15 protein-coding genes and 3 tRNA genes are annotated in these 20,442 nt (G+C 38.4%); 12 read left to right on the top strand and 6 right to left on the bottom strand.

Annotated elements, in window-relative coordinates:
- The first annotated feature begins 332 nt into the window (after positions 1-332).
- Complete coding sequence (locus B0169_RS18165) at positions 333-2,798, top strand: S9 family peptidase (RefSeq protein ID WP_077288326.1); 2,466 nt, start codon at positions 333-335, stop codon at positions 2,796-2,798.
- Positions 2,799-2,910: 112 nt separating this feature from the next.
- Here B0169_RS18165 and B0169_RS18160 read toward each other — a convergent pair whose 3' ends face one another.
- On the bottom strand, positions 2,911-3,750 hold the full coding sequence (locus tag B0169_RS18160) for a substrate-binding periplasmic protein (RefSeq protein ID WP_158077128.1): 840 nt from the start codon (positions 3,748-3,750) through the stop codon (positions 2,911-2,913).
- Positions 3,751-4,009: 259 nt separating this feature from the next.
- On the opposite strand from B0169_RS18160, the gene B0169_RS18155 reads away from it, so the two are divergent.
- Positions 4,010-5,506, top strand: a complete 1,497-nt coding sequence (locus tag B0169_RS18155; protein WP_235838636.1) for an FMN-binding glutamate synthase family protein — start codon at positions 4,010-4,012, stop codon at positions 5,504-5,506.
- Between the two features lie 5 nt (positions 5,507-5,511).
- Here the strand turns inward: B0169_RS18155 and rrtA are convergent, their stop codons facing one another.
- Both rrtA and B0169_RS18145 read right to left on the bottom strand, forming a co-directional pair.
- Entirely contained in the window at positions 5,512-6,120 is a 609-nt protein-coding gene (gene rrtA, locus B0169_RS18150; protein WP_077288324.1) for a rhombosortase, read from the bottom strand.
- 276 nt (positions 6,121-6,396) lie between these two features.
- Positions 6,397-7,416, bottom strand: a complete 1,020-nt coding sequence (locus tag B0169_RS18145) for a sensor domain-containing diguanylate cyclase (protein WP_077288323.1) — start codon at positions 7,414-7,416, stop codon at positions 6,397-6,399.
- A 268-nt stretch (positions 7,417-7,684) separates the two neighbouring features.
- Here B0169_RS18145 and B0169_RS18140 point away from each other — a divergent pair, with 268 nt between their 5' ends.
- Together B0169_RS18140 and ggt are read left to right on the top strand one after the other, a co-directional pair.
- Positions 7,685-8,287 carry a tRNA-uridine aminocarboxypropyltransferase gene (locus B0169_RS18140; protein WP_077288322.1) on the top strand — a complete coding sequence of 201 codons (603 nt, stop codon included), beginning with the start codon at positions 7,685-7,687 and terminating at the stop codon, positions 8,285-8,287.
- Positions 8,288-8,381: 94 nt separating this feature from the next.
- On the top strand, positions 8,382-10,139 hold the full coding sequence (gene ggt, locus B0169_RS18135) for a gamma-glutamyltransferase (protein WP_077288321.1): 1,758 nt from the start codon (positions 8,382-8,384) through the stop codon (positions 10,137-10,139).
- 145 nt (positions 10,140-10,284) lie between these two features.
- Here the strand turns inward: ggt and B0169_RS18130 are convergent, their stop codons facing one another.
- Both B0169_RS18130 and cysK read right to left on the bottom strand, forming a co-directional pair.
- Positions 10,285-10,719: a hypothetical protein gene (locus tag B0169_RS18130; protein WP_077288320.1), complete on the bottom strand. Its 435-nt coding sequence runs from the start codon at positions 10,717-10,719 to the stop codon at positions 10,285-10,287.
- 303 nt (positions 10,720-11,022) lie between these two features.
- Positions 11,023-12,003: a cysteine synthase A gene (gene cysK, locus B0169_RS18125; RefSeq protein ID WP_077288319.1), complete on the bottom strand. Its 981-nt coding sequence runs from the start codon at positions 12,001-12,003 to the stop codon at positions 11,023-11,025.
- A 453-nt stretch (positions 12,004-12,456) separates the two neighbouring features.
- Between cysK and B0169_RS18120 the strand changes: the two genes are divergently transcribed.
- Positions 12,457-13,713, top strand: a complete 1,257-nt coding sequence (locus tag B0169_RS18120; protein ID WP_235838635.1) for an RDD family protein — start codon at positions 12,457-12,459, stop codon at positions 13,711-13,713.
- Between the two features lie 206 nt (positions 13,714-13,919).
- Here the strand turns inward: B0169_RS18120 and B0169_RS18115 are convergent, their stop codons facing one another.
- Entirely contained in the window at positions 13,920-16,238 is a 2,319-nt protein-coding gene (locus tag B0169_RS18115; RefSeq protein WP_077288318.1) for a carbohydrate binding family 9 domain-containing protein, read from the bottom strand.
- 300 nt (positions 16,239-16,538) lie between these two features.
- Here B0169_RS18115 and B0169_RS18110 point away from each other — a divergent pair, with 300 nt between their 5' ends.
- From B0169_RS18110 to B0169_RS18080, 7 genes are all read left to right on the top strand, one after another.
- Positions 16,539-17,303, top strand: a complete 765-nt coding sequence (locus B0169_RS18110; RefSeq protein WP_077288365.1) for a DUF599 domain-containing protein — start codon at positions 16,539-16,541, stop codon at positions 17,301-17,303.
- Positions 17,304-17,309: 6 nt separating this feature from the next.
- A complete protein-coding gene (locus B0169_RS18105) occupies positions 17,310-17,801 on the top strand; it encodes a DUF2919 family protein (RefSeq protein WP_077288317.1) in 492 nt (163 codons plus the stop codon).
- Between the two features lie 54 nt (positions 17,802-17,855).
- Complete coding sequence (gene dnaQ / locus B0169_RS18100; protein ID WP_235838634.1) at positions 17,856-18,590, top strand: DNA polymerase III subunit epsilon; 735 nt, start codon at positions 17,856-17,858, stop codon at positions 18,588-18,590.
- On the top strand, positions 18,578-19,936 hold the full coding sequence (locus B0169_RS18095; RefSeq protein WP_077288316.1) for a TIGR03503 family protein: 1,359 nt from the start codon (positions 18,578-18,580) through the stop codon (positions 19,934-19,936). Before dnaQ ends, B0169_RS18095 begins: the two co-directional genes overlap by 13 nt.
- Before the next feature lie 171 nt (positions 19,937-20,107).
- A tRNA-Asp gene (locus B0169_RS18090) sits at positions 20,108-20,184 on the top strand.
- A 51-nt stretch (positions 20,185-20,235) separates the two neighbouring features.
- Positions 20,236-20,312, top strand: a tRNA-Asp gene (locus tag B0169_RS18085).
- 51 nt (positions 20,313-20,363) lie between these two features.
- A tRNA-Asp gene (locus B0169_RS18080) sits at positions 20,364-20,440 on the top strand.
- Positions 20,441-20,442: the final 2 nt, after the last annotated feature.

Raw genomic sequence — 20,442 nt, 5'->3', positions numbered from 1 at the left:
TAAATTTACCTATGCCACTTTAAGCTGAACTTCTGCACTTTGCAGTGGCATGGTTATTTATCGCAGGTTAGTTAGCCAAGTATTATGATATTCATCGTATAAAATTCGTTATTGGTCGTGTTAAATAACACGGGCATTGAAAACTTATCAATAGCTTAGTATAACTAGAGTTAACTATCGTGTTTAATCACATGATTATTAACATCGCACAGAACAGTTCTCGCTAAGTATCAGTACATTAGTTTGTTTGCTCTAAACGCTGTTAACAATATTTAGCTCATTTAGATAATTAAACAAAAGCCACTCATATAAGTAAAATAAGTAAATAAATTATGAAACTACAATTAATTGCCGCCGCTATTAGTTTGTCTTTAGTTGCCTGCGCATCAACAGAACAAAAGTACGTTGCCTTAGAAAATAACAGCCCAGTCACCAGTGAAGTATCGGCTACTAAAGCTGTTGGGCAAGCTAGCTCGACCACAATAACCTTAGAGAAAATAATGGCAGACCCAGATTGGTTTGGCCGTTCGCCAGAGGCTTGGTATTGGGGCGACGACAGCAGCACAGTTTTTTATCAACAAAAGCGCCAAGGTAATCCTCTGCGTGATTTAGTACAAAAAAATATCAACACGGCAGGTAATGGCGAGTTAGTGAAGTTGGCACAAATGCATGTTGTTGCAGACCGAAATGCCATACTTAATAGTGCTGGCACGCATGAAGTGTATACTTTTGAAGGTAATGTGTTTGTTAAAGAGCTTGCTAGCCAAAAAGTTCAACAGTTAACGTACACATCAGCTGTTGAGTCTTCTGCGATGTTTTTAACCAATGGTAATGTTGCTTATCGGGTTGATAATATTTTTTACGCACATGATATGAATAGCCAAAAAATTATTGAGTTAGCCAACTTGAAAATGACCGGTGGCGAAGACTCTAGCGCAAAAAGTACAAGTTATATTGCTGCTGAACAGCATGATTTGATTGAATATGTTGCATTACAAAAGCGAAATAAAGACTTACGTGCAGAGCAAAAACGCCAATTACGGGTAAAAAACAGTACGGTTACTCAAACGAACTTTTATTTTGGTAAAGACAACCGTGTTGTACATGCTAGCTTGTCACCAGCAGGTGATAAATTAGTGGTGAGTGTAGCCCCTGCAAAGTCGGCACGTAAAGACAGTGATATTATGCCCAATTATATTGCCAATGATGGTCACATTAAGGCGCAAAAAGTCCGTGCTCGGGTAGCGGATAATCGCCAATATGCTGAGCAGCTATATCTACTTGATTTAAGCCAAGGTACTAAAACATTATTAAGTTATGACAAGTTACCAGGTTTTGACGACGATGTTTTAGCGAGTGTTCGTAAAGAAAACTACGCTCGAGAAGGTAAAACGTACAAGTCAGAAAAGTCCGCCCGTAATATTCATGTTATGCAAGCTTGGGATCCTATTCAATGGCAAGAAAATGGTCAGCAAGTTGCCATTATGCTTGAAGCATGGGACAACAAAGACCGTTGGATAGCTAGCGTTGATTTTGACCAGAAAGCGCTTGTATCACAGCATCGGTTACATGACGATGCCTGGATAAATTACACTTTTAATGAATTAGGTTGGTTGGATAATACCAACAGCTTATATTATCTTTCAGAAGAAAGTGGTTATGCACACTTATACGTTAAGCCCCTCAATGGTAAGGCAAAAGCGTTAACCTCAGGTAACTTTGAAGTAAATGATCTGACCGTATCTGCCGATGAAAAAAGTATTTATTTTAAGGCAAATAAAAAGCATCCAGGTATTTACGAAATTTATAAAGTTGATGTGGCATCAGCAGAGTTGACAGCATTAACTGATTTAGGTGGCATGAATGACTATGCTTTGAGCCCTGATGAAAGCAAGTTATTGATTCAGCATTCTAAAATTACCATGCCGCCAGAGCTTTATGTGAAAAACATTGGCAGTGATGTTGAGGCTATTCAATTAACGCATACGGTTACAGAAGCGTTTTTAGCGATGCCTTGGTCAGCACCTAATGTTGTTGCTATTGAGTCGTCACATCAAGATCAGCCAATATATTCAAAAGTATATTTGCCGAAAGGGTATGACCAAAACACCAATAAAAATAAAGCCGTGATGTTTAGCCATGGTGCTGGTTATTTACAAAACTCACATTTAGGTTGGTCTGGTTATTTCCGTGAATATATGTTCCACAGCATGTTAGTACAACAAGGCTATGTGGTTATTGATATGGATTACCGTGCATCGAAAGGCTACGGTCGTGATTGGCGCACAGCCATTTATCGTCACATGGGTAAGCCAGAAGTACAAGATATGCGCGATGGCGTAAATTGGTTAGTGCAAAATGCCAATGTTGATGCCAAACGTGTCGGTACTTACGGTGGCTCTTACGGCGGCTTTTTAACCTTAATGTCAATGTTCACTGACCCTGAACTATTTCAATCAGGCTCTGCATTACGCTTAGTGTCAGATTGGGCTTATTACAACCACGGCTATACGTCTAACATTCTAAATATGCCCGGCGATGATCCGATTGCTTATGAGCGTAGCTCACCTATTTATTTTGCCGAAGGCCTAGAAAAACCATTATTGATAAACGCGCCTATGGTCGATGATAACGTTTTCTTCCAAGATACGGTGCGTTTAGTTCAGCGCCTAATTGAGTTGGAAAAACAAGACTTTGAAACGGCTATTTATCCAGTTGAGCCACACGGCTTTGTACAACCTAGCTCTTGGTTAAATGAATACCGCAGAATTTATAAGTTGTTTGAAAACACGCTGTAATTGATGTGATAGAACGATAAACTGCGTTTTAAAGGCCTCAGCTTTACTGTTACAAGTACAGCTAGAGGCCTTTTATGTTTATACCTTTGGTATGAATATTTGGTCTAACTATTTAGAGGTTTGGCCGAGTGAGTTTGTCACGCCACTTTTCTATAATAGTGTGATAAGTCCCGTCTTGATAAACGCTTTGTAGCTTATCTGATAAATGATTAATAATATCGTCGTCTGTTTGCTTGCTGCATGCGAAGTAAAAGTTTAGTGATAGATTCTCAATCTCATAAATAAGTTGTAGCTGTTCTACTTTCGCTCCAGCCAATTCAGTACGAAATTTTATTGTAGTATTATCAGCAACAATCAAATCTATTTCTGGTCGGGTGATCAGTAAGTTAACCAATGATTTAGCATCGTCTAAGACATATAAATGTTCACCTTCCTTAAAGCCTCGTTCCATTAATCCTATATGAGCAATGTCATCTCGATTTACCGCAATGGTATATTTTTTGGCGTCCTCTAAGTTGTTGACTTCAATTGAGCGGTCTTTAAGTGCCCACATGGTGGTATTACTGATATGGGATATTGGACCTACCCATTTAAATAGTGCTTCTCTTGACTTCAATCGTGCGACTGAAAATATGCAGTGGTTTTCTTTGACCTGGGCAAGTCTGTATGAGCGAACCCACGGATAACTTTTTAACGAATAGGCGTAACGACTTCGTGCCATTGTTTCTTTGATGATATCTACAGCAAAGCCAGATAATTCTTCGTGCTTACTTTCAATTTGATATGGTGGTAAATGTTCGGTGACTAAATGTATAACAGGATTATTTTTTGCCTCGGCAGAAACGGCATTCGCGAATACGATGCTCGCAAGGCATAAGAGCTTTTTTAGTTGAGACACTACGCTAGGTTGATGTTGCGTGCTGAAGACGCGAGAACTTTTATCTTGTAGCAATATAATTTCCTTATTTTACGCTAATTTCATTGACGGCGAATAATAGACATTACAGCGTTTATCTGTTTATTTTTTAGTGCACTTAATTATCATATACAACTGATATGATAATGCAAAAAATTAGCAATATAGTCATGTTAACGGTATTTTAAATAACGGCACTGAAATGGCTCTTATTTTGGCAAAAGGTGTTAACAAGGAATTACTAAAAGCATGTTGATCAAGCTTTTATATCATTATAACAATTACGGGGTAAATCATGGATAACATGTATGGCATGCTCGGCTATTTAGAAAAACTTTCAGCACTGTTTATATTGTTGTTAGGGATAGGGGTTTTAGCGATAATTTATATGTATATTGTTGATAAAACACAGAACAAGCATGCAATACGCCGTAATTATCCGGTGATTGGCCGCTTTAGGTATTTATTTGAAAAACAAGGAGAGTTTTTTAGACAATACTTTTTCGCGATGGATCGAGAAGAGTTGCCCTTTAACAGGGCTGAGCGGAGTTGGGTTTATCGTGCAGCCAAAAATGTTGAACGCACGGTTGCTTTTGGCTCGACAAGAAACCTAGAGCCGACAGGCACTATCATGTTCATGAATTGTGCATTTCCGACTCTTGAAGAAGATGCTGTACCACCTAGTACTGTTACTTATGGCCCTCATTGTCGAGAGCCTTATATCAGTGAGTCATTATTCAATATCTCAGCGATGAGTTTTGGCGCTTTGTCGGCGACTGCGGTCAAAGCTTTGTCAAATGGTGCTGCTAAAGCCGGTTGTTGGATGAATACGGGTGAGGGCGGTGTGAGTGAATATCATTTAGCGAGTGGCGCAGACATTGTGTTCCAAATTGGTACAGCTAAATATGGTGTTAGGGATGAGCACGGGCAGTTATGCGATAAAATGTTAGCAACACTCGCCGCCAAGCCGCAAATTAAAATGTTTGAAATTAAGCTGTCTCAAGGTGCAAAACCGGGCAAAGGTGGTATTTTACCGGGCAAAAAAGTGACTGAAGAAATTGCTAGAATACGCGGTATCATGCCAGGCGTTGATTCAATTAGTCCTAATGCTCACCCTGATATTAAGTCAGTACAAGACATATTAACTATGGTCAATCGTGTACGTGAAGTTACAGGTAAGCCGGTTGGTTTTAAAGCGGTTATTGGAGAATCCCTTTGGTTGAGAGCGTTGTTTGAAGAAATTAACCTTCAAGGCACTGAATTTGCCCCCGACTTTATTACGATTGATAGTGCTGATGGCGGAACAGGGGCTGCACCACAACCCTTGATGGATTATGTTGGCTTACCGTTAAAAGAAAGTTTGCCGTTAGTGATTAATTTACTGGCTGAATATGGTTTACGTGATCGGATCAAAATCATTTGTTCGGGCAAGTTAATCACACCGTCGAAAGTTGCTTGGGCGCTTGCTATGGGAGCAGATGCGGTAAACTCAGCAAGAGGCTTTATGTTTGCATTAGGTTGTATTCAAGCGATGCAGTGTAATAAAGATACTTGCCCGACAGGTATTACTACGCATAACCCTAAACTACAGCGCGGTTTAGATCCGATAGATAAAGCTGAACGTGTTGCAAATTATCATAAATATATTCAATACGGTGTTGGGTTATTAGCACACTCGTGTGGTGTTAAGCACGCAAGAAAGTTAGATCGTCAACATGTTCGTATAATTCAAGATAACGGTTTATCTATCGCGCTTGATAAATTACACCCTTATGATCAAACCGATAATTAGGCGCTTTAAAGGGCAACCTTTGCCGTTTTTTTATGACTAATATGTAAAATTAAGAATGCTAATAAGCCACCTATCGCACCATATAAATGGGCGTCGGTGGCAACACTTGCACCGATCAATAACTCTACATCTGCGCTGGCGCCATAAACTTGTTCATGGGCAATTTTTAAAATAACGCCAATAAGTAATAAATACCCGGTATTTTCTTTATGCTTTATATCCATCAGGGCACCCCAAACAAAAAAACCATGAAGAACGCCCGATAAGCCAACATACAAGGCAATGTCTAATGACAGCCAGTGAATTCCCAAGCTACAAATAAGGGCACTGCAGATAAAAATAAAGCCATAGTTTTTGTAGTGATAATATTGGCCATGTAAAGCCCATAATAATGCTACAGCTGCACTATTAAGCATAAAGTGATTACCATTTGAATGAAAAAAATGCCCGGTAATTAAGCGCCAAACTTCACCAGTATTAACTAATTCTCGGTTATAAATCAGCGTATTAGAAATTTCAGCATCAAAAACAAACGCGATAAAAGCGAGTGTTAAAATAACTAATGGGCCAAGACTATGGGTGATCTGTATCGGTAATGGTTTTAATTGCAGCATGTCGTGGTAGGCTTTTTGCCGTGAATATAAATATATGAGATTACTGGGCACTTTAGCAGTTGAGCGCAGCTTTAGAAACCAAAGTTTGAAAGCATGTGCTTGAGGGCTTTAACTTGGAAAATTGAACTGAGACGAATTAACTGAGAAAAATTAACAATGAAAAGTTAACAAAGAAACATCAGCTTTAAAAGTACCTTAGTGCAACAGTAACTAATAAATAATACCATTGGTTGCTTAGTTACTAGCAATATATTACAAATATTTTAATAATGTTCTTTAAGAATATACTTGGTTTCTACCACGCTCTTTTGAGACATAAAGTAAATGGTCGACCCGTTGAAATAAGTCGTTTATTGAATCACCAGGTTGATATTGCGCAACGCCAAAGCTGCAAGTAACGAAAATATCAGGTTCTATTTGATGTTGGTTGATTATGGCTCGAAGTTTATCGCTGGTTATATGGGCTTGGTGTTGTGATTGTTCAGGAAAAATAATCACAAACTCATCACCACCCCAACGGGCAAGTAAGTCTACATCTCTAATATTGCTTTCGACTAATTGGCAAATATCACAAATGATAGCATCGCCAACTTTGTGACCATATTTATCATTAATATCTTTAAATTTATCAATATCAAATATTGCTAAAGTTAACGGGTGCTGGTAGCGATCAGCGCGCATGATTTCTTTATTTAATTCGGTTTCGAATAATTTTCGATTAGCTACCTTAGTCAAAGGGTCTGTATTTGACATTGATTCTATCTCAATGATTTTTCTTTCTAATTGCGCGTTTTTTTCAGCTAATTCATGGGTTTTTTGTTCAATAATTTTTTCTAATGACCAGTGATCATCTTGTAGTAGGCTACTTTGTTTAACTAGCTCATTTTGCGCAATAACTTGTTCGTGAATATTGTGATGTGCGCCGATCATTCGAGCAACACTACCGTCTGAATTTCTCTCGATAATAGCGCCCCGGTCAACAATCCATAAGTAACTTCCGTCTGATTTCTTACAACGATACTCGACTTGATAAAGGTTGATTTCACCGGCTAGATAGGATTCAAATTGATGCATTACCCGTGGGTAATCTTCCGGGTGAATGATGTTTTCCCAAGTAAAAACATCATCTTTAAAGACTGCAATATCGTAGCCTAGCATACGATACCAGCCAGGACTTCGAGTAACATTTCTTGTGTTACCATTCCAATCCCAAACGCCTTCTACAATGACATCTAAGATGTTATTCAGGGTATAATCTGAATCGTTGACAGTTTGGTGTTGATAGGTTTTATGCACAACTACTCCTCAGTAAAACCTTATTTAAGCCGATACCGTTTAAGTTAATTTATTATTGTTGATTACATGCATTAGCGACTTCAAGGTTTAAAATCTTAATATAGTAGAACAACTATTTTAACGCTATTACATCACATTACACGAGATTACAGCGTCAATAGCAGGGGCTAAATAGAGAAAATATTATCTGATAAATGTGACAAATAGCTTAAATTTGTAAAGAAAATTTCGTAAACTTAACGATTGTAAATTCAATTATTTAAAATCAATGTCTAGAGCGTTATGTCTTCAATGCCAGCGGCCTGAGAAAGCATGTATTTGTGCTTTTGCAGTTAATGCTGCAAATCATATCGATGTCCTTGTTCTTCAACATCCAAGTGAAGTTAAGCAAAGTAAAGGTACGGTGACTTTATTACAACAGTCTTTATCTCGTTGTGAAGTTATTGTTGGTGAAAATTTTCAGGATAATGCAAGATTAAAAGAACGTTTAGCCCATTATGGTGACAACATCGCGCTGCTTTATCCGAGTGAGCAAGCACGAGTGTTAAGTGCTAAATCAGAGTTAGGCGCCAGGGGAGCACTTAGTAGTATTAAATGTATTATTCTGCTCGATGGGACATGGAAAAAAGCTTATCGTATGTTTATGCTAAATTCCTGCCTGCATAAATTACAACATATTGTTTTACCTAAAGGTATTAACAGCCTTTATCAGATCAGAAGTACGAAAAAAGAAAACGCGCTATCCTCATTAGAAGCCTGTTGTCATGCTTTAGCTTTTTTGGAAGATAAACCCGAAACTTATCAAGTTTTACTCGACAGTTTTATTCGATTTAATCAGTTCCAACAAGCATTTACTAAGTCTGTAAAGTGATAGGTTTGGGTGACAAAAGCCATTTAATTTTTATTTGCATTAAGTCATACTAATGGCGTTTAAGCTTATCTTCAATTCTCAATTAAGGAATATCATGTCAAATTCGGCCATTAAAGGGCTAATATCTTTACTGCTTATCTCTAGCAGTGTTTTAGTTGCCGCGCAGCCTGCTGAAAAGCGAGAAGATCGCGAACCAGAAGCGGCTACCGGTGTGCTTAAAAAGCAAACCATTGTTGCAAAGCATGCCATGGTAGCCACCGCAAATCCTTATGCGAGTGACGCAGGATATAAAATTCTTAAGCAGGGGGGTAGCGCGGTTGATGCGGCAATTGCTGTGCAGTTGGTATTAACCTTAGTTGAGCCACAATCATCAGGCATTGGTGGTGGCGCGTTTATGCTGCATTGGGATAAGAAGCAGAAAACGTTAACCACATTTGACGGCAGAGAAACGGCACCGGCTTTGTCAACGACAGATATGTTTTTAGATAAGAATGGTAAAGCGGTTTCTTGGATAAATGCCGTTGTTGGTGGACGTTCAGTTGGCGTGCCGGGTGTTTTAGCGGGGCTCAAAAAAGCGCATGATAAGTATGGCAAGCTGCCATGGGCGCTGCTTTTTGCAGATGCCATTACATTGGCTGAAGAAGGTTTTATTGTGTCACCACGACTTGAAAAGCTTGTCGCTATGGAATTTAACCCTGGTATAACTAAACTACCAACGATTAAAAATTATTTCTTCCCTAATGGCGAGGCAATAAAGGCTGGGCAATTATTAAAAAATAAAAAGCTTGCCGCGGTATATCGCAGTATTGCTGCCCAAGGGGTAGACGTTTTTTATCAAGGCTGGGTAGCGAAAAAAATTGTTGCTGCAGTGCAAAATTCAACTATTGCCCCAGGACGTTTAACATTAGCCGATATGAAAAATTATCAAGCTAAAGAATTGCCGGCAATTTGTGGTGCTTATCGACAATATCAAGTTTGTGGTATGGCACCGCCAAGTTCAGGTGGTTTAGCTATTATTCAGATTCTAGGCCAACTTGAGCGCTTTGACATAGCAAAAATGTCGATAGCCGATACTCAGTTTACCCACTTATTTAGTCAAAGCTCACGTTTAGCATTCGCTGACCGTAACCGTTATGTTGCTGATAGCAGTTTTGTTAGTGTACCAACGCAAGGATTGATTGATAAACAGTATTTGGCACAACGTTCAAGATTAATTGATCTTGATAAAGATATGGGCATAGCGACAGCTGGTATTCCTAAAGGGGCAGTAGCGCAAGCAGATGATAACGCTTTAGAACTGCCTTCAACGAGCCATATTTCTATTGTAGACCAAGAAGGTAATGCCGTTTCGATGACCACAAGTGTTGAAATGGGTTTTGGCTCTGCATTGATGGTTGAAGGTTTCATCCTTAATAACCAATTGACTGACTTTTCTCTTGATCCGAAAAGAAACGGGCAATGGGTGGCAAATCGGTTGGAGCCAGGTAAGCGCCCGCGAAGTTCTATGGCACCAATGATGGTATTTAATCAAGACGACTCGCTAAAATTGGTTGTTGGCTCTCCGGGTGGTAGCCGCATTATTAATTATGTCGCACAAGCCATGATTGCAATCTTAGATTGGCAGCTTGACCCGCAATCAGCCATTAGTTTGCCGCATATAACTAATCGCAATAAAGTGACCACTTTAGAAAAAGGTACTGAACTAGTAGAGCTTAAAAGTGCATTAGAAGCAAAAGGGCACAAAGTCATGGTACGAGATTTAAATAGTGGCATTCATGCGATTGAAATATCTAATGGCTATTTAAGAGGCGGCGCAGATCCCCGTCGTGAAGGTAAAGCGATAGGTTATTAAACTATCAATGATTACTATCGGTTATTAAGATATCAATGACTAAACTAAGCAATATCGTTGTTGTTTATTGAAATATAGCGATAAGGTGCAATTAAAAGCGGCGTCATAATTGACGCCGTTTTTAGTTACTGTTTAGATAAATTATCTAAAAAGGATCTTTTAAGATTTTATCGATAACCCATTTATTATCTATTTGAATTAATGATAGTCGTTTTACATCTTTTAAATGGTCATCGTGGTAGTAACCATCGAAAAATACGGTAATAACCGCAGAATTTTTGAATTGTTCCCTTACTTTTACACCGCTGTCATCAGGTTTTATCTCAACCTTGTCGTACGACATATTGAATAAATGTCTTGCAACGGCTTTCGGCGATTTATAATGCAAAATGATACGGGATAATTGCGGACTGCAAACTGAAGCCGCTTTTTGTATATTTTTTTCATTATACAGCGCATTAAAAAATTCAATGGCGACTACCTCAGGGTTGTCTACATCGTTAATTTTATTTTTGTCTTCTTCACCACAAGCCGTTAATAAAAGCACAAAGCTTAAGGTGATAAATTTTAAATAATTCATATGCTAATAGTTAAGTATGTGAAGTTAATCTCATGTTACCTCAAACGTTATGGGCAATACTAGAGCCTGACTATGATTGAAGGTGATTTATAATGCTATTTTTAAATACTGACCAAGGTGAGATGGCTCTAACCTAGCTGTTTTATAAGCTTTTTTTGGGTTTCAAGGTTTTTGGCTGGAGGTTAAACATAGGGGAATGAAGGAGGCGTTAGTGACAAAAAAGGCATAACCCTTGGCGTGAGTCATGCCTTTTATCGTCGAGCTAACATAATTGCTAGCTCAGTATTTATCTTCTTTTGTCAACTATTGTGCAAGTTCTTCATCGGTAAATGAATCAGAAAACAAAGCACTTGAAAGGTAACGCTCTGCAGAGCTAGGAAGAATAACGACAATATTCTTACCGGCATTTTCGGGTCTTTCTGCGATACGTTTAGCGGCAACAACTGCAGCACCTGATGAAATACCAGCAAGTATACCTTCTTCTTTCATTAAGCGGTGTGCCATAGCCATAGAGTCATCATTTGATACTTGTTCAACAGCATCAACAATAGAAAGGTCTAAGTTACCAGGAATAAAGCCAGCACCAATACCTTGGATTTTATGAGGACCTGGTTTTAACTCTTGACCTGCCATTGCCTGCGTGATCACAGGAGAATCTGTTGGCTCAACGGCAACTGAGGTGATGGTGTGCTCAGCAACACTTTTAAGGTAACGACTAGTACCTGTAATGGTACCACCGGTACCAACACCAGCAACGAAGAAGTCTACATGGCCTTTAGTGTCTCGCCAAATTTCTGGGCCTGTGGTTTTTTCATGAATTTCAGGGTTAGCAGGATTATCGAATTGACCAAGTAATACTACGTTTTCTGGATCTGCATCTTTAATTTCTTGTGCTTTTGCTATTGCACCGCCCATGCCTTTCGCGCCATCGGTTAATACTAATTTTGCGCCTAAAGCGATCAAGAGTTTTCTGCGCTCTAAACTCATAGTATTTGGCATGGTTAAAGTGATTTCATAGCCACGTGCTGCAGCAACAAATGCTAAAGCAATACCCGTATTACCACTGGTTGGCTCAACAATTGATTTACCCGCAGTCAGTAGACCTTTTTTCTCAGCATCCCAAATCATGTTAGCACCAATACGACACTTAACACTGAAGCTAGGGTTACGTGCTTCTATTTTTGCGTAGATATTAGCTGTGTTTTCACCACTAACAATACGGTTAAGTTTAACGAGAGGGGTATTACCAATTGCTGTTGAGTTATCTTCAAATATAGTAGACATTTTTTAATCCTGTTTCATCGTATTGAACGTGAGTGTCATACCGATGTATTAATTATTTACATGCATTAGCCGTTGATCTTTGGGTTGAGCAATGTACAGACTTATCATTTTATAGCAGAGACTTAAATGAAAGAACAGCACAGCTAAGCTAACACTTTGCAGTTAGATTAACGCTTTATGACGAAAAAAGAAGTGATATTTCGATCTCTTATATGCGAAAAAGGAATAGATGTTGCGTTAATGGTAATAAAATAAAAAGTTCCTGCCCGTAAAAGTTAAATTGCCAAGTTATTAAAAATCAAGGCACTGACAATACAGGAGGCTGCAGAAACAGAGCTTTATTTAGTATACTGATAGGTATAATCAAAAGGTTTGAAGTATTAGCAGATGATTGATATTGTTAGGTTTATCAAAATTCTTTGATGCATTTATATTTATGATAAAGGAACAACAGTGAGCGATAATGCTAATGCAAATCATAAAAAAGTAGCTGGAATAACAAATAATACGGACGCTACCCCCATAGAAAATGAAGCTCAGGTATTATCTGCTGAAGAAACTCGTGAAATATTAACCCCGTTTGCATTTAAAATTGATCAGTCACTATTTGGTATTGCACTTGCTGTACCTTGGCGTCGGGGCGCGGCATTATTAATCGATTTATGTTTGGTCGCAATTTTAAGTGGCGCTCCCGGTGAGTTGCTTGCTATTTTAGTTGCTATAACATTATTTCAATTGGGTAGTAAAAAGCGTGCAGCTAAGTTTGGCAAAAAGCCAGGACTGAGAAAAACACTACTTCGTTTTACTGGGGCTTTTATTGTTTTTGTTGTGTTACTTGAAACCTTACCTAGTATGTTTTCCCAAATGGACGATTTTAATAAGCAAGTTGAACAAGCAGGGCAACAGTCTGACACGCGTGAAATCGCGTCACTTGATAGAGAAAACAATGATGAGCAAGGGGTTGTAAAAGGCATGTTGTCAGTTGCCGCAAGTATTGCCATAGCGCAGAGTGAATGCGATGAATATGCATGTTGGCAAAAATTAACTGCAGATTTATTACTCGCTTATATTGAGCACTCACCGTCAGTTCAGCAAACAGAGCAATTTATTACTTTATTGGTGACAAATATTACTGAGCGAGAAAGCTTAAGTCGCTCAGATATTGAAAAATTAAACACAGCGCTAAGCCAGTTGTACATCAGCACTGAAGCCAAACAAAAAAATCAAACACTTGCAGCAAACACTGAATTTACTGCTGCTAGCAATAATAACGTCGCTATTGATCAAAACAGAGAAGATAACCTAGCAGATACAACTACCTTAAGTACTGGTGCAGAAGATGAAACAAGTAAAGTGAATACCAGTGTTGATAACTCAAGCAATGATGCTGTTTATAAGGGCTTTGCTTGGCTGCAAGGTTTGATTGAAGATCTCGGTATTGGCTTTGGTTGGGCCGCTTTCTACTTTACAATGTTTACCGCTATTTGGCACGGTCAAACGCCAGGTAAAAGGCTCTTTCATATTCGTGTCATTCAGTTAGATGGTACACCTTTATCTATTTGGGATAGTTTTGGACGTTATGGTGGCTATGGTGCAGGTATTGCCACTGGATTATTAGGTTTTGCGCAGATTTATTGGGATCCAAACCGACAAGCCATTCATGATAAAATTTCAGCCACAACTGTGGTTAATGATCATGAAGCAAGTTGAGTAATATAGGCGCTAAATAAGCCCGTAACCCTACAAATTAAACAGCACAGTATGAGTTAAGTGACTGGTAGTAGATTGTGTTTTGCTTTGCTTTCTTTGGTTGGTTGGAATCAATAGTTGTTAATTAACTATTGATTCCATCGGCAGGGTTTACAGGCAAGCGTTTGCTATTTTATAGCACTAAATTAGTGCTATAAAACTATTGATTATGGCAACCAAGCATAACTGATTTTACTGTAAACGGTACGTTGGCCGCGCTCTAAACTTTTTAATCGATCATCTTGGTAACTATTGTCAGAATAACCTAAGTAAAACACGGTTTGAGGATTGATTTTATAAGCATAAATAAGTTGAGTTGATAAAATATTATTTTTTGCTGAACTGAACTCTCTATCAATACCTGGGTTATTATCTAAGTTGAAATCTATATCTGTGTAGATAATGTTAAATTTTAAGTAGCTATTAATATTAAATTGATATGAAACACGCAATTCCGTTAAATTTTCGGTAAAAACGTTTGTATTGTCAGTACTTAAATCACTATAGGTATGAGAAAACTCGAACTCTAAATGCTTATTAACGTTATAACTAAGGTAAGAATACAGTTCAATATAATCACCTAGGCGATTATTAACGTAATCAATTTTATCACCTAAAGTTAATTCAACCTCAGTTAATAGTTGCGCTGTAGGTTGTATTGAGCCGTAGATAACCGCTTGATTTTCTTGAAAACGTTGAGTGTTGCCGTCAATACTATTATCTACGGGTAAGTTTGAGTTTAGCTCGTAATGACGTAAGCCTACCTTGTCAGCTGCAACAACCATAATATCGAATTTTGACAGCATAGGGCCATCAATTGCAAAGCTACTTGAAACAGAACGCTCTAACAGTTCGTTGTTTTCATTATGTAAAATTTGCCATTGACCAGAAAATTGCATTTCTTGCCAAGTGCTTTCAGGTTCACCATACAGTAAACGGTCAACTGAGACTTCAGTCTTTTTATAATCCGCTCTAGGCATAAAACCTAAGTCAGCACGGAACTTTTCACCAATTTCTTGATGCTCAACATCAACTTGCCAATATTCAGAATCATGTTGATATTCAAGCTTAAAGGCCTGATCGGTGAATGTTTCTTCCATGCCACTTAGCGTCATGGTTGCTGCGTCTTGAGTATCAGCAAAAAGTACTTGTGCTTGAAAAGTATTAGAATCATCGAAGCGATATTTTGAGTCAATACCTGAGACAAAGTTATGATAGTTATCAGTTTTACGTATTGTACCTATGGCACCTACAGATAAACTGTCATTAACATCATAACGGTATTTTACGGCGCCTGATTCACTTTGTTCAGTTAATGAAATTAGCGCTGAGCCGGTATTGCCTGGCAATATGATATTGGTTTGCGTGTCATTAGTGATAAAGGCACCATAACTATGATCGCCACGCGTACCGGTCAGCTTAGCGCCATATTCAGGATCAGCAATGTTGCGAGTATAAACTAGGTCAAAGTTACTGGAAAAATACTCAGAATTTTCCACGAAAAACTGCCGTTTTTCATCATAAAATAAAGAGAATGTTTTGTTAACACTCAGTTGTCCGGCATCTGATTCAACGTTTGAAAAGTCAGGGTTAACGGTTACATTTAACAATGTATTGGCATTAATTCCCCAACGTAAATCTAAACCCGCGTCAAAGTCGTTCTCACTTTCCCAGTCTGTGACTTTATTTTTTCCTTCACTATCAACATAAAACGATCTGTTTTCATTTCTATTTGCCACCAATGTAGGGGTTAGCATGATGTTTTTGCTGGCTTTTGCATTTTTAAATCCGGTTATTTCCGGAATTTGACACAACCAGCAGGCGTCATCACGATCTAACTCTATATGAGATATACGAAGACGAGTATCACGAGGATATAAACGAATAAGCTCCATGGCCCAGGTTTTAATATCATTATTGTCAGCAAAATTTAGAATATGATAAGGAATAGCAATCTCAACTTGATAGCCTGCATCGGTTATTTTGCCAGCAGACTCCCAAATACCATCCCATGCAGAGTCACTATCTCCTGTCATTTCATTGGCAATACTGTCGTGCTGTACGCCGTGAGGATTGACAAAAAATTCGTAATTTAAGCGACGATTATTGTAGGTATCTAATTTAAAACCCACTAAGTCATCACCCCAACGTGTGTCTCTATCGCCTAGAAATCCCTGAATTAATTCAGGGTTTGGATCTTGTGCGATAAAAGCAACGTAGAGAAAGTCGCCATTTTCAACAACTTTTGCCGTGGTTGAAACAGGACTAGGTTTGTTGTTCCATGGGCTATTAACAATATTGAGTGGTATATCTAGTGCTTGCTGCCATATCGCATCGTTTAATTCTCCATCAACGTTAAGTGCAAGTTCAACATGGGGGATATTCAATTGGGCTAAATTAATAGAAGTATCTTGGGCAATACTGGGGTTTATAAACAGCATAAGTGCGGTGGCGAGTGCAGGTAAGCCACGATTACTAAACTTCAAATTTACCACTCCAATGTTATTATTTTATTCCGTTTATAACGTAACTTATTCTACGGTAAGGATAATTATTTTTTGCAAATTGTTACAAATTTGATAATAAATGGCAATATATTGTTAACTTTGTAACAAAAAATCATCAATAGTCAGTTTTTCGTACCAGCTATAGACATTTTATAGTGTGTGGCTGACTGCCATTTATCTGCATTATTAGTAAATATCACTATTAATCACTCGAATGTTAAAATTTTCTAGAGCATAATAACTTTATCGTTGTTAATTATGAAAGACCTAATAAATACTATGCCATTTTCTGTACTTGATGTGATCGCGCTAAGCTGTTTTATTGTTTGTTGGCTTGGTTATACCGAGTTTGCACGTAAGAAAGCAAAAACAACGAATTGTGTCGCTAGATGCTTACACCAACATCGAATTCACTGGATGTATGAAGTTATTAGCCGTGATGTGCGCGTAGGAGAAGCCGCGCTATTGGCGAATTTAGAGCGCAACATAACCTTTTTTGCCTCTTCAACACTATTAATTTTAGCCGGTGTTTTAACCTTGTTTGCTCAAGTTGAGCGCCTAGAATCAGTGATTGCTTCAATTCCGTTTACAGAGTTTCCTAACCACGCTTTGATCCAAGTAAAATTAAGTTTACTGACCCTTATTTTTGTTATGGCGTTTTTTCAATTTACTTGGTCAATGCGACAATATGGCTTTGTTAATGTCATGATAGGCGCTTGTCCATTTGATCGAACAGGGCAAAATAAAAACCTGCAAAAATATGCTGAGCAAATGGCAATAGTGCAAGACCGCGCCGCGCATTCTTATAATTTTGGCTTACGATCTTATTACTTTTCTATGGCGGCACTATGCTGGTTTTTTCATCCGCTGATGTTTATTTTAGCCAGTTTGTTTGTTGTTTATACCTTATATCGTCGAGAATTTAACTCTAAAGCGGTACGAGCGATTACTTTAGGGCAAGAATACTTAGAACATGAACGCGCTGTAAAATATTCGAACTTAACAGCAGAAACAAACATCGCATCTCAAACAAGTGATAAATAACAGCCTATGTCGACTAACTCATACGCTAATTACCTACCGAAACACTTTGATAATTTTGATTGCTTGAAATTAGCACCTGGAATTTATTTTATCTTACTGTTTATTTTGCGCGCTTATATTATTTGGATTATGTCAGTGACCAATATGCGTGATCATGTGGGTTTTATTCAGTGGATTTATCCGCAAACAGCATTATTTTATTTAAACTTAGTTTCTGGTGTTATTGGCTTGTTTATTGTTCTAATTTTAAGTTTACGACGACCAACAGCATCAGCTTGGGTACGTATTTGTTGGAAAAAATGTAAAATATTACTCATTGTTGCACTAGTATTTGACTTATTGATTGGGGTGTTGGGTGCTTTTATTTGGCATTTACAATCGATAACGTGGTTGCTAGTACATTGCTCGTTGGTTATAGCTGCCGTTAGCTATATAGTAACGAGCAAAAGATTTACCATTAACATTGCAGAGTTTCCAGAAGCATTGCCTGAAAAATAAGTTTCGCGTATACGCGTATAGATAAAGCAAAATTGAACATTAAAGGGTTAAAAATTGATTGAAGAAAACAGACAAGACGAGCGACTGATCATACTTGATACAGAAACTACTGGTATTAACCCACGAGAAGGGCATCGTATTGTTGAAATTGGTTGTGTAGAAATGATTAATCGACAGCTTACAGGTCGAATCTATCATGTTTACATCAAACCAATGGCTCATGGTATGCAAATGGTGATGGACCAAGAGGTTATTGATATTCATGGTTTAACCGATGAGTTCTTGCATGATAAGCCGGTATTTGAACAAATTGGTCAAGCGTTTGTTGATTTCATTAAAGGAGCACGTTTAGTTATTCATAATGCTAAGTTTGATGTTGGCTTTATGGACCATGAGTTTTCGATGATCCCCGGCCTGCCAAAAACTGAGGATATTTGTACCATTACCGATACCTTGAAAGTTGCAAAAGATGAATTTGGCTCACCAAAAACTTTAGACTATTTAGCGCGCTTTTATAAAGTCGATAAATTAATTGATCGTACCTATCATGGTGCCTTAATAGATGCTCAGTTATTGGCGTTTGTTTACATTGAAATGACTCGTAAACAGGCAACTTTGAATTTACAGTCTGGTGACAGCCAAGCTGAAGATGCTAATGCCATACGTAGAGTCGATAAAAACCGTCCTAAATTAAAGGTTTTAGCTGCAACAGCCGATGAACTAATAGCACACGAGAATCGTTTAGCTATTGTTGCCGAAAAAGGGGCTGAGCCGCTATGGAAAAAATAACAGCGTTAAAAATAACGACAAAACTTACGCTATGTAAAAATCAATCACGCTTTTGCACACCATTATTTAGCTTCATTGCGACACTATTATTTAGTTTGCATATTCAAGCTCAGCAACCACCAGCTGAGATTGATTATTACGCTGGCGATAATATTACCAATCAAATACCTTACTTTGACAATCGTTTTCGTATTGACGAGCAACTTGAAGAAATAACCATGTTATTTTATCGTCGTAGTGGTACTCAACCCGTTATTCTCGTGCGTCCGGATGGTTCAAAACTTAAAATAAACAACTTACCGAAAGACAAAGTGCAATGGTTTGATGATCGTACTTACGACATGATTAAAATTAAATCGCCGATGATTGGCCCATGGCAAGTTATCGGCGAAGTACAACCCAATAGTAAAATCATGGTAATTTCAGAAGTCAGGTTAGAAGTAACGCCATTACCAGAAATTGTTTTACAAGGTGAAACTTTAAAAATGGAAGGGCGCTTATTTAACGGCGACATCGCTATTAATAATCCTTTGTTTAATGATGTGTTAGTACTTGATGTTGATTTTTTCAGTACCAATAATGCTGACTTTTATAATTTTGGCGCTGAACCGATTAAACTCACATCTTTTAGAGATGACGGCAGAGATTTAGATGAACATGCGAATGACAGCTTATTTACCGGAGAGTTTGAATTAGATTTTGCGCCAGGTGAGTGGGAGCCGGTTTACCTTATTAAAATGCCGATGGCAACGAGAGAGCTTCGACAAACCCCGATTATTGTGCGAAAAAACCCTATCACAATATCGGTAGAAACCACCGAAGATGAAAATAGCGCCCATGTTGTTACATTTACCATCAATAATAGCTTTGTTGATGCAGACAGTATCTTAATTCAAGGTAAAGTTACATTTCCTGATAAACAAGTAGAGTCTTTCTCTGTACTTGAAGGTAAAGGCTTAAAGCGCACTTATGATATTGCTTATACTGAGCCAGGGGTGCATAGAGTAAAGATAAGTGTATTTGGCGAAACAACTAACGGTAGAGAGTTCAGGGCAACCGTGCCTGAGTTTAGTTTTAATGTTGAGCGAGTAGGAGGGCCATTAGTTCCTTCGCTTGATGGCGATAATAAATTATTGTCTGGGCAAAGTAGCGCTCAAACGATTGAAGACGCACAAATGGCAGCAGAGAAGCAAAAAGAAGTGCTATTACAAGAGAAAATGGCCCAAGAAACAAAAATTGCTGAAAAGCAACAAGCGACCTTGTGGTATATTATTGCCGGAAATACCTTAGTGATCACGATTGCTGCACTTATATTTGTCTTGATGCGTCGTAAAAAAAGTAAATAAAAGTAGTGTCATGCAATTTTATTTGCCATTTTCGCTGTTAAAAACGCCGGATTGTTCATCAATTAGACATATAGGCAAGTGAATGAAAAAAACAGGTTGACGGCATCGAATCTTAACCGTATTATTCCCGCCGCATTCAACGAGATGTGTTGAAGGCAACGATTAACGTGTGGAGTGGTAGTTCAGTTGGTTAGAATACCGGCCTGTCACGCCGGGGGTCGCGGGTTCGAGTCCCGTCCACTCCGCCAATTAATCAAAAGGTTGTAAGTCCTTTTAAAATTTACAGAAACAAGATGTGTGGAGTGGTAGTTCAGTTGGTTAGAATACCGGCCTGTCACGCCGGGGGTCGCGGGTTCGAGTCCCGTCCACTCCGCCAATTGTTTCAAAGGTTGTAAGTCCTTTTAAAATTTGCAGAAGCAAGATGTGTGGAGTGGTAGTTCAGTTGGTTAGAATACCGGCCTGTCACGCCGGGGGTCGCGGGTTCGAGTCCCGTCCACTCCGCCAAT

Source organism: Cognaticolwellia aestuarii, from assembly GCF_002000025.1.
GTDB classification, from domain to species: domain Bacteria; phylum Pseudomonadota; class Gammaproteobacteria; order Enterobacterales; family Alteromonadaceae; genus Cognaticolwellia; species Cognaticolwellia aestuarii.
The sequence above is the reverse complement of the archived record's forward strand: the minus strand, read 5'-3'. Positions and strand labels throughout refer to the sequence as shown.

What these genes read in the sequence shown, in the direction of transcription:
- B0169_RS18165 (WP_077288326.1), top strand. Translation starts at nt 333, where the DNA reads ATGAAACTACAATTAATTGCCGCCGCTATTAGTTTGTCTTTAGTTGCC.
- B0169_RS18155 (WP_235838636.1), top strand. Translation starts at nt 4,010, where the DNA reads ATGGATAACATGTATGGCATGCTCGGCTATTTAGAAAAACTTTCAGCA.
- rrtA (WP_077288324.1), bottom strand. Translation starts at nt 6,120, where the DNA reads ATGCTGCAATTAAAACCATTACCGATACAGATCACCCATAGTCTTGGC.
- B0169_RS18140 (WP_077288322.1), top strand. Translation starts at nt 7,685, where the DNA reads ATGTCTAGAGCGTTATGTCTTCAATGCCAGCGGCCTGAGAAAGCATGT.
- ggt (WP_077288321.1), top strand. Translation starts at nt 8,382, where the DNA reads ATGTCAAATTCGGCCATTAAAGGGCTAATATCTTTACTGCTTATCTCT.
- B0169_RS18130 (WP_077288320.1), bottom strand. Translation starts at nt 10,719, where the DNA reads ATGAATTATTTAAAATTTATCACCTTAAGCTTTGTGCTTTTATTAACG.
- cysK (WP_077288319.1), bottom strand. Translation starts at nt 12,003, where the DNA reads ATGTCTACTATATTTGAAGATAACTCAACAGCAATTGGTAATACCCCT.
- B0169_RS18110 (WP_077288365.1), top strand. Translation starts at nt 16,539, where the DNA reads ATGCCATTTTCTGTACTTGATGTGATCGCGCTAAGCTGTTTTATTGTT.
- B0169_RS18105 (WP_077288317.1), top strand. Translation starts at nt 17,310, where the DNA reads ATGTCGACTAACTCATACGCTAATTACCTACCGAAACACTTTGATAAT.
- B0169_RS18095 (WP_077288316.1), top strand. Translation starts at nt 18,578, where the DNA reads ATGGAAAAAATAACAGCGTTAAAAATAACGACAAAACTTACGCTATGT.